The organism is Anaerofilum hominis, assembly GCF_014287275.1.
Classification (GTDB): Bacteria; Bacillota; Clostridia; order Oscillospirales; family Ruminococcaceae; genus Pygmaiobacter; species Pygmaiobacter hominis.
Genome location: NZ_JACONZ010000006.1, coordinates 1 through 10,490, shown reverse-complemented (window position 1 = coordinate 10,490; position 10,490 = coordinate 1). Strand labels below are relative to the sequence as shown.

Below are 10,490 nucleotides of genomic sequence, written 5' to 3'. Positions count from 1 at the left end.
GCTGTGCAGCTATGCGGGCATCCCGGCGGCCACGGTGACAGGGATGTCGCAGCGGGACGAGGGCCTGGAGCAGGACAGTTATGTCGAAAATCACGCCTGGAACCTGATCGCGTATGGGGAGGAGTATTATTACTGCGACCCCACCTGGGACGACAACGGCGGGGAATATCTGGATGCGGACGGCGTGCGGGTGACGGGGCCCCAGTCCGCACAGGGGCTGCGGCCGCTTTTGCCCCGGGTGCTGCACCGCTATTTTAACCTTCCTCACGAGGAAATGGCGAAAGATCATGTGTTCAGCCCAAAATTCAACTACCCCACCCGCACGGGGGCCGCGCGGGACTACTATACCGTGCGGGAACTGTCTGCCCAATCCCCGGGCGAGCTGGAACGCCTGCTCGCCTCTGCTTTCGTGGGAAAAGGCGGCGAGGACGCGGGGGCCGAGCTGCGGCTGTCCTACCCCGTGGAAAACGTAACGGAAGAGATTTTCAACCGTCTGTACGTGGTCGGGGTGCGCGGCACGGCGGTGGTGGGATACGCGCCCAACGGCAGCGGCTGCTGCTATATTTTTGTTTATCATCCCTGACCCGCGCCGCAGCCCTGTGCAAAGCTATGAAAAAGCTGCCGAAAACAGGGCCCTTTTTGCCGGGGACGCCAAACTTTTCAAAAGCGGCGGCCGGGCGGTACATTTTTAGGACAGGCTATGGTAAAATGAACGCAGGACATCACCGCAGCCGGCTGTGACGGCCGGAAAAGCCAAAAAACAGGAGGATATATCCATGAGCTATCTGCATAAAAATGTCGGCACCTGTTCCCGCAGCACCGAGGTCACCCTTACTCAGGACGGCACCATTGAGGACGTGGTGATAGAGGGCGGCTGCGACGGCAACCTGAAAGGCATCCGCAACCTGCTCAAGGGGATGAAAGCGGAGGAAGCCATCGCCCGCATGAAAGGTGTGAAGTGCGGCAGCAAGGGGACTTCCTGCCCGGAGCAGATCGCCTTTGCGCTGGAAGAGGCGCTTGCAGCCCAGAAATAAAAAGAACAGCCGACGGCCGCCCCTTACCGGGCGGCCTTTTTTGTCGTCCTTTCGCCCTGCGCGCGGGAAAAGACGCCTTTTTGCATCTCCCCGCGCATCAGGGCAAGGCCGACGCGGGGGCGGCTGCGCTTTGTGCCCGGCGGCTGCGGCGCGGCAGGAACGCAGCCCTGACAGGCGAGATCAGCCGTTTGCGTCCCTCTTTTTCAGTCGGGCTGCCGCGCGGCGGCGGGAGACCCGGGCGGAGCAGCGGCGGAGGAAACGGGAGCTTTTGCTGCGCCGCACAGAACGCGCCGCCCCCGCGGCGGGACCTGACGGGATTTGCCAATTCCGCCCCGGGCATAAACCCAAAGCGGGCGCCCCATACTGAGGGAAAATATCTCAGACAAAGGGGCAAACGCAACTATGATCTATTTCAAGGGCTTTGGCGAGATCGCCAACCGCGGCTGCAATGAGGCGATCGCGCTGGCGCAGGAGCTGGGGCATTTATATATCGGTACCGAGCATCTGCTGGGCGGCATTCTGAGGGAGGGGACCAGCCGGGCCGCGGGCGCGCTGGCGGAACAGGGCCTGACCCTCAGCGGGTACCGCGACTTTTTGGCGCGCCGGGTGGGCAAAGGCATCCCGACCCGGCTTTCTCCCCATGATTTTACCGTGGGCAGCATGCGCGCGCTGGAAAAAGCCGTGCTCAAAACCCGCTGGCTAGGAGAGGTGAACACCCGGGCGGAGCACATCCTGACGGCGCTGTTCACCACCAATCAATGCACGGCCGCCGCCTTTGCTGCGCAGCTGGGGGTGAACCTGCAGGCTGTGTGCCAAAGCTGTGAGATGTCGTTTTTGCCCGGCCCCATGGCGGGCCTCTCGCCGCGCTCCCCGTCCGGGGGCACGGTGCGGGCCTCCGGCAAAGGGCTTGAGCGGTATGGGCGCGATCTCACCCGCCTTGCAGCGGAGGGGCGCATCGACCCCTGCTTTGGCCGGGAGCAGGAGACCCAGCGGCTGCTGGAGATCCTTTGCCGCAGGCAGAAGAACAACCCCTGTCTGGTGGGCGACGCGGGGGTCGGCAAGACCGCCATTGTGGAGGGGCTTGCCCTGCGCATCGCCGCAGGGGAGGTGCCGCCCGAGCTGCGCCGCAGGCGTCTGATCAGCCTGGATCTGACCGGCCTGATCGCGGGTACCAAATATCGCGGAGACTTTGAAGAGCGTTTTAAAGGGGTGCTGGAAGAGGTCGCGGTGGACGGCAACTGTATCCTTTTCATCGACGAGCTGCACTCGATCATCGGGGCGGGGGCGGCCGAGGGGGCCATCGACGCCGCCAGCATCCTGAAACCCTCGCTGGCGCGCGGGCAGCTGCGCCTCATCGGCGCCACCACGATGGAGGAATACCACAAATTCATCGAAAAAGACGGCGCCCTGGACCGGCGCTTCGGCATGATCCGGGTGGAGGAACCCAGCAGGGAGACGGCACTGGCGATCCTGACCGGATTGCGGGACCGATATGAAAATTTTCACCATGTGAAGATCGGGGACGCCGCGCTCTCCGCCGCGGTGGAGCTGTCGGTGCGCTACCTGCCGGCAAAGCGCCTACCCGACAAGGCGTTGGACCTGGTCGACGAGGCGGCCGCCTGCATGCGGGTGAGCGGGCAGAACCCCAGCCGTCCTATGGGCCGACGGGAGGTGGCGGCGGTGCTGGCGCGCGCCACGGGCATCCCGGTAGGGGAACTGAACCGGGAGCAGCAGACCGCGATGGCGGGGCTGGAGCAGCGGCTGGCGCGCCGGGTGGTGGGGCAGCGCGCTGCGGTAAACGCCCTTTCCGCGGCGATCCGCCGCTCCCGCGCAGGGCTGGCGGAGGACGGCCGCCCCACCGGCTCCTTTCTGTTTTTGGGCCCCACGGGCGTGGGCAAAACAGAGCTTTGCCGGGCCCTGGCGGCCGAGGTCTTTGGGGATGAAAAAGCGCTGCTTCGGTACGATATGAGCGAGTATATGGAAAAGCAGTCGGTGGCGCGGCTGATCGGGGCGCCTCCGGGCTATGTGGGGTATGAAGAGGGCGGCCAGCTCACCCGCGCCGTGCGCGAGCGCCCTTACAGCGTGGTGGTGTTCGACGAGATCGAAAAAGCGCATCCCGACATCTACAACATCCTGCTGCAGATCCTGGAAGAGGGATGTCTGACGGAAAACGGGGGCCGGCGGGTGAGCTTTACCAGCGCCGTGGTCATCCTCACCGGCAACCTGGGCGCTTCCTGCTTTTCCGGCGGCATGCTGGGGTTCGGCAGCAGGGAAAAAGAGTGTGAAGAGCGGCGTCAGGCTGTGCTGGCAGAGGCAAAGCGCAATTTTCGCCAGGAGCTGCTGGGGCGGCTGGACGAGATACTGGTGTTTCAGCCTCTGGGGCCGGAGGAAATGCGGCAGATCGCGGGGCTGCAGGTGGAGCGTCTGTGCCGCCGCGCGGCAAAACAGAAGATCGATCTTGCAGTGGGGCCCGAAGTGGTGGAGCATCTGGCCCGTCTTGGCGGCAGTCCCACGGCGGGGGCGCGTGGCATCCGGCGTATCGTGGAGCGAAAGCTGGAAAATCCCTTGTCTGAATATATCCTGAGTGGTAAAATAAAGCGGTGCAGAAAGCTGTGCGCAGTGCTGCAGGGAGACGATATCCTGCTGGAGCAGCGGCAGCCTGCCGCAAAGGCCGCGGTGTGACGCGGCCCTCTATTTTCACACGGGATGGGGAGAACAGGGTATGAAACAGTTTTGCGAGGCGGTCATGACCGTGACGGAGGAAAAGACGGCGAAAGCCATGGGCAGCGGAGATCTGCCGGTGCTGGCCACCCCCGCGATGATCGCACTGATGGAAAACGCGGCGATGCGCTGCGCGGCGGAGGGGCTGCCGCAGGGGATCACCACGGTGGGCGTCCGCATGGAGGTGAGCCATGACCGCGCCTCCGGGCTGGGAGCCGAGATCACGGCCCGGGCGACGCTGTTGGAAAAGGCGGAGAGAAGTTTTACTTTCCGGGTGGAGGCGTTTGAAGGCGAGACGCGGATCGGCGAGGGCACTCACGTTCGGGCCACCGTGCAGGCCGACCGCTTTCTTGCAAAGCTGAACAGGGGCTGAGCGCTGTAAAGCAGAGAGCCTGCGGTCTTTAAGGCCGCAGGCCGGAATAAAAGAATGCCGCCCGCACCGCAGCGTGCGGGCGGCTTTTTTCTGTGCCGCTGCGGGCGAAGCGCAGTTGAGAACGCCCGCAAAGACTGGAATACCAGTGGGGGGAACGGGGTATACGACGCAGCGGCTGAGAAGCGGCGGGAGGTAGGCCGCGAGATCGTCAGCAGCAGAAAAGTTTCTGCCGCTTGCAGCGTCCGCGGGCGAAGACGCGCCCCCGGCCCCTGCCGCTCCGTTTCGCGCCGCTGCACCGCGCTCCGCCCGTCTCCATCGCCGCCCAATCAGCCGGACGTGGGCGGGATGCTCCTATTCCAATTTGAAAAGCGGTCGGGAGCGCTAAAACAGCAGCAAAAAAGGACGCCGGCATGACCGGCGTCCTTTTTTGCTGCTGTTCTAACTATTCCAGCCCCCTCGTGGCGGCAACCGAAAAGTTTCGGCTGCAGGGGTGAAGAAGCCCGGGAAAGAAACCGGCAGGCCGCGCGGCACCGGCAGACGGGGAAGAGCGCCAACGCCCGTTTTCAGGACGAGATGGGCAAAAGCTGCAGATCAAAAGGCGTTTCCGCGCGTCCCGGCGGCCCGCAAAAAGCAGCCTTTGCGCGGGCGGTGCAGAGCACAGCCCCGGCGCAGCCTGGCGGCGGCGACGTTTGACAGGGACAGGGCAGGGGCGGGAAAACTCATCCGAGATAGGCGCCGGGGTCCTGGGCCACACCGTTTTGAAAAACGGAAAAATGCAGGTGCGCAGCCGTGGAATTGCCGGAATCGCCCACCGCGGCGATGACCTCGCCCCGGGCGACCGACTGTCCCTCCGACACATAGATCTTGCTGCAGTGGCCATAAAGCGTCGTCAAGCCGCCACCGTGGTCAATGACCACTTTCAGGCCGTAGCCCGTGGTGCGGTATTCCACCTTGGTGACTATGCCGCCCTCCGCCGCATGGATGGGCCGTCCCATCAGGGCGCCGCTGCCGCCCGCGTAGTCGTAGCCGTTGTGAAATTCCATCTGGCCGCCGCCAAAGGGATCGCTGCGGGTGCCAAAGCCGCTGGAGATATAAAAATAACCCTCCTGGATGGGACAAAGCAGGGTGCCGCTGCCCGTGTAAGGGGTGTCGGTGCTGTAGTGGGTGGACATCCAGGCATTGGTCTCGTCCACCGCTGCCCGGTAGGCGGCGTAGGTGGCGTCATATTCGCTCTGCTTGGCCTGCTTGTCCGCTTCCGCCTGGTCGATCGCCGCGTCCTGGGCAAGGATACTGGCGGCCAGCTCGCTTTGCTTGGCCTCCAGCGCCTGCTGTTGCGCGATCAGTTCCTGCAGCTGCGCGTCCAGTTCCTGCTTTTGCGTTTCCAGCGCGGTTTTTTGTTCCGCCAGCCGCTGAAGCAGTTCGGTGTCCGCCTGCGAGATGCGGGAGAGGGTGGTGGAGGCGGTCAGCAGCTCGTCAAAGCTGTTCACCGACAGCAGCGTGGACAGGGCGCCGGAGACATGGGTGAGCTGCATGGCGCGCAGCCGCTGTTGAAACAGCGCGTCGGTGTCCTCGATCTCCCGCGTTTTCGCATCCACCTCCTGCTGCTTTGCCGCCACCGCTGTTTTGATGTCCTCGATGTTCCCCAGCATAAGGGTGATCTGCTGAAAAAGCACCGCGCTCTGTTGCTCCAGCGCCGCCTTTTTTGCTTCGGCGTTTTCCACCGTGCTGTCCAGCTGGGAAAGCTGCTGTCTGATCTGTTCCAGCTGCTTTTGCAGCGCAGCGATCTCCCCGCTGCGGTCGGCGGCGCGCATCGGCCCCGCGGCGCAGACAGCAAAAATTATAACGAGCAGGGCCGCCGCCCAGCGCCGCCATGACCTCACCATAAGATCGCCCCCGTAAAATTTTTTCTGACGTATCATAAAAATAGCACGCAAACAACAAAAAATCAATCGTGCAGCTGTGAAAACCGGATGCGGAAGAGGCAAGGCAGGGGGCGATGGAGCCGCGCCGCAAACAGTTTGATCCGCCCTCGCCGGCCCGGCCTTGCAGGGGGGCGGGGGCGCGGGTCTATTCCCGTATGCCCGCCGCCGGACACAGTCACAAAAAGCGGACGCAAAGCCCGGTCGGGATCCACGCGGAATTTTAAAAGCATCCGGGCACAGAATACCCGGATGCTTTTAAAGTTCGGTCACAATGGTTTTGTTTTTTGCCCCGGCGGCACAAAGACGACGGATCGTGCAAGACGTGCTTTGCCGCAGTTGTTTTTGGAGGCCTGCTTTTCAGCCGCGTTCCCCGACATGCAGGGCGCGGCGGATGGGGACGAAAAGCTCGTGGAACAAAAGAGGCGTCATCGCAAAGACGATCAGCCCCAGCCATTCGCTGAAAGCAAGGGTCGCGGTGCCGAACACCCCGGCAAAAAGCGGGATCTCGGTGGCGCAGACCTGCAGCAGAAGGCCGCCGAAAAAGCTGAGCAGCGTCAACTTGTTCTCGTGCCGGATGGTGATGAAGGTGCTGGTGTCCACATCCCGCATGCCCAGGCTGTGCCACAGCTGGCTGACCGCCAGCACGGTAAACGCGAAGGTCTGGGCGCGGACAAGGAGCTCGCCGGTGAGCAGGGCGTCGACGGCGGCCAACGTGACCGGCGCGCCGGAGGCCAGCAGCCGGGTGACGGGCAGGTAGAGAAAAGCGCCTAGCGTCATGGCGGCAATGAGCACGCCGTAAAAGATGGTCAGGAACAGGCCGCCGCCGGCAAACAGGCTGTCTCTGGGGTCGCGGGGCTTGCGCTTCATAATGCCCATGGGCTTGTCGTCCGCCCCAAGGGCCAGGGCGGGCAGCGTGTCGGTGATCAGGTTGACCCACAGGATATGCACCGCTTTCAGCGGGCTTGCCAGGCCGGCCACGATGGCGGTGAACATGCTGATGACCTCGCCCAGATTGGAGCCCAGCAGGAAGATGACCGTCTTTTTAATGTTGTTGTAGATGCCACGGCCCTCTTCGATGGCCTTTTCAATGGTGGCGAAATTGTCGTCTGTGAGCACCATGTCGGCCGCGCCCTTGGCCACGTCTGTGCCGGTGATGCCCATGGCCACCCCGATGTCGGCCGCTTTCAGGCTGGGGGCGTCGTTGACGCCGTCGCCAGTCATGGAGACGATCTTATTGTTTGCCTTGAAAGCCTTGACGATCCGCACCTTGTGCTCGGGGCTGACGCGGGCGAAGACCCGCAGGCGCAGCACCTTTTCGTCCAGCTCCTGCTGCGTCATGCCGTCCAGCTCCTCGCCGGTCACACACTGGCTTTCCTCATCGGCGATGCCCAGTTCCCGGGCAATGGCAAGCGCGGTGTCGCGGTGGTCGCCGGTGATCATGATGGTGGTGATGCCGGCCTGCTTGAAACTCTCCACCGCGTCCCTGGCCTCGGGCCGCGCCGGGTCGATCATACCCACCAGGCCGACAAATTGCAGGTCTTCCTCCTCGGCGGACTCATCCCCGTATTTCACGGCCATGGCCAGCACACGCAGCGCCTGTTTGGACATGGCGGAGGCAGCGGACAGGATGTCCTCCTTGTCCTGCGCCGTGATGGGGCGTGCGGCACCGTTTTCCACGATCCCGGTACAGTGCTTTAAAAGCTGGTCTACGGCGCCTTTGGTGTAGGCTGCCGTCTCCCCGCCGCTGCGGTGGACCGTGGTCATCATCTTGCGGCCGGAGTCAAACGCCTGTTCATTGACCCGCGGGCAGGACTCTTCCAGCCCGTCGCGGGTGACACCTGCCGCAGCGCCCATATCCAGCAGGGCCAGTTCGGTGGGGTCGCCCACCCGGCTTTCCCCCGACACAACGGCGTCGTTGCAGAGCACAAAGCCCTTTAAAAACAGCCGGTCGCTCTCGGCATTGAGGCTTTCCGGGCCGCGCAAAGCGCCGTCCACATAGATCTTGGTAACAGTCATTTTGTTCTGGGTCAGGGTGCCGGTCTTGTCGCTGCAGACCACGCTCACCGCGCCCAGCGTTTCCACGGCGGGCAGCCGGCGCACGATGCTGTTGACCTTGACCATCCGCTGCACGCCCATGGCCAGCACGATGGTGACCACGGCGGGAAGCCCTTCCGGCACCGCCGCCACGGCGAGGCTGATGGCGGTGAGCAGCATTTCCACCACGTCCCGCCCCTGTACCAGGGCAATGACGAAGAGGGCGGCGCAGAGCAGAACTGCGATAACGCCCAGCAGTTTGCCCAACACGGCCAGGCTTTTCTGCAGGGGGGTCAGCTCGTCCTCATCCTGCAGCATCGCGGCGATCTTGCCGATCTCCGTGTTTGCGGCGGTCCCCACCACCACGCCCTCACCGCGGCCGTAGGTCACGCTGGTGCTGCTGTAGGCCATATTATGGCGGTCTCCCAGCGGCGCGTCTTTGTCGGCAAGAAAGGCCGCGTCTTTCTCTGCGGGCACGCTTTCGCCGGTGAGCGCACTTTCATCGATCTTCAGGCTGGCGGTGGAGATGAGACGCAGGTCCGCGGGCACCACCCGGCCGGCGTCCAGCAGTACCACGTCGCCCCGCACCAGGCTGGCGGCAGGGATCTCCTTGACCACGCCGCTGCGGCGCACGGTCGCGGTGGGGCTGGTCATTTTTTTCAGCGCGTCCAGCGCTTTTTGGGCCTTGCCCTCCTGCACCATACCCACCACCGCGTTGAGCAGGACCACGCCCAGGATGATGACCGCGTCTGAAAACTCCCCCAGGGCCACCGAGATCACGGCGGCGGCCAGCAGCACATAGATCATGGGGTCCCTGAGCTGGGCCAGAAAGAGCTGCAGCCGGGTGGGAGGCTCCTTTTCTTTTAAAGCGTTTTCTCCGTCGCCGGCAAGACGCCGGGCAGCTTCGCTTTCCGACAGGCCTGTGACGCCGGAGCCCAGTTCTGAGAGGACTTCCTGAGCAGGTCTTGTTTCGAACATTGCGATACCTCCAATAAAATGTTCCAAAATCAAAAGGGAGAGCCGGCGCACTTGACCTGCGCGCCCGCAGCACCCATCAGTATGGGCTGAAAAGCAGCGGATAACATCCCTTTGCGCGGCTCGGTCTTTCCGGCCCCGCACTCAAAACAGCCGGGGCAGTTTTGGGGGCATCGGCCCGGTCGTCCCGCGGGGAGGGGAGACGGGCCGCTGGGACAGGCTTTTTTATGGCGCAGCGGAAAAACGGTGCGCAGCCAGCGCGGCAGCCGGGCCGCCGCTGAAAGCTTGCAGCGGACAGATCTTGCTGTTTTGCTGCGCTTTGGTAACAAAAAAGACTTTTGACACGGCTTTCAGTGATCACCGTGTCAAAAGTCTCGTTACCTCAAGCGGTCTCCGCCCCAGCCGGCAGCACCGGCGGCTGTTGGAAGCGGAGATTGAAACTACTCCCTTTTGCAGCTTTAATATTAAGGCCGCAAAGAGGCATTGTCAAGACAAAATGTGGAAAAAACGTCCCAGATACGACAGAGACAAGCGATTGTATAGCGGCGCTCAGGCTTTTTTTGCGTCTACCGCCGAGAAAAGCATGGGCGCAAACCGATAGAGCAGTATCGCGCCGGCAGTGGTGAGGATCAGTTCGGGCAGCATATATGCGCCGTTATAAGTGATGCCGAACAGCCAGACGGGCATATCCGCCGGCGCGGTGGAGAACCACACGAAGACTGTGCTCAGATAGCTGCACAGAAAACGCAGAAAACAGACCACGACGGTGCCCACGGCAACGCCCGCCAGCTTGTTTTTGAAAGGCTTTGCAAACACGCAGGCCAGCCCCAGGCAGGAAAAAGCCAGCACATAGTCCAGCAGGATCATGCCGAGCAGCGCCCAGACGGTATTGGAGGGAGGCGCGTAAAAGCCCAGCAGCATCTGCAAAAGGCTGTTCACAAAACCGGTGAACAGGCCCCACTTGACGCCGTGGCGGAACGAGACCAGCACAAAGGGCAGCATGGAGAGCAGGGTGACGCTGCCGCCGTTGGGCATCTCGAACACCTTGATCTGGGCGAGCACGGTGCCGATGGCGATCATCAGCGCGCATTCGACGAGGGTACGGGTCTTGGAATAGGTCTTAGTCATCTTACCAACCTCACAAAAAATAGTACATAAAAACAAAAAGCACCTGTTTTTACAATAAAAACAGGTGCTTAACCTTGAAGATGATCTGTAAACTTCCTACGCCGGCATTACCCGGATCAGGTTAAAGGGTTCATGCGCCGCGCACAGCGCAAATCTCAGCCTTTCGGCACCCCTGTTTTTATGTCCGTTCTAATTATAGCAGGCAGGGACGGCTTGTCAAGAAAAATCGACAAAGCGGACGGGGCACGCTTATTTCATATACAGCCCGCACAGCTGCAGCCCGGTATCCAGGCTGATGGTATA

General features: G+C 62.5%; 6 protein-coding genes, 1 pseudogene and 1 riboswitch. Of the genes and pseudogenes, 4 read left to right on the top strand and 3 right to left on the bottom strand.

The window, feature by feature from the left end; all coding sequences use genetic code 11:
• The 4 genes and pseudogenes from H8S23_RS13680 to H8S23_RS13665 form a co-directional block, all read left to right on the top strand.
• Positions 1 to 583, top strand: a pseudogene (locus H8S23_RS13680) (hypothetical protein); the annotation flags it as partial.
• 193 nt (positions 584 to 776) lie between these two features.
• Positions 777 to 1,034, top strand: coding sequence for a TIGR03905 family TSCPD domain-containing protein (locus H8S23_RS13675; protein WP_186888917.1), 258 nt, complete (start codon positions 777 to 779; stop codon positions 1,032 to 1,034).
• A 402-nt stretch (positions 1,035 to 1,436) separates the two neighbouring features.
• A complete protein-coding gene (locus H8S23_RS13670; RefSeq protein ID WP_186888916.1) occupies positions 1,437 to 3,716 on the top strand; it encodes an ATP-dependent Clp protease ATP-binding subunit in 2,280 nt (759 codons plus the stop codon).
• Positions 3,717 to 3,756: 40 nt separating this feature from the next.
• Complete coding sequence (locus tag H8S23_RS13665; protein ID WP_186888915.1) at positions 3,757 to 4,128, top strand: thioesterase family protein; 372 nt, start codon at positions 3,757 to 3,759, stop codon at positions 4,126 to 4,128.
• Between the two features lie 719 nt (positions 4,129 to 4,847).
• On the opposite strand, the gene H8S23_RS13660 is transcribed toward H8S23_RS13665, so the two are convergent.
• The 3 genes from H8S23_RS13660 to thiT form a co-directional block, all read right to left on the bottom strand.
• Positions 4,848 to 6,011, bottom strand: coding sequence for a murein hydrolase activator EnvC family protein (locus H8S23_RS13660; protein ID WP_186888914.1), 1,164 nt, complete (start codon positions 6,009 to 6,011; stop codon positions 4,848 to 4,850).
• 396 nt (positions 6,012 to 6,407) lie between these two features.
• Positions 6,408 to 9,062, bottom strand: a complete 2,655-nt coding sequence (locus H8S23_RS13655; protein ID WP_186888913.1) for a cation-translocating P-type ATPase — start codon at positions 9,060 to 9,062, stop codon at positions 6,408 to 6,410.
• A gap of 546 nt (positions 9,063 to 9,608) precedes the next feature.
• Positions 9,609 to 10,187, bottom strand: coding sequence for an energy-coupled thiamine transporter ThiT (gene thiT, locus H8S23_RS13650; RefSeq protein ID WP_186888912.1), 579 nt, complete (start codon positions 10,185 to 10,187; stop codon positions 9,609 to 9,611).
• Positions 10,188 to 10,263: 76 nt separating this feature from the next.
• A riboswitch (TPP riboswitch) is annotated at positions 10,264 to 10,371 on the bottom strand.
• Between the last annotated feature and the right edge of the window lie 119 nt (positions 10,372 to 10,490).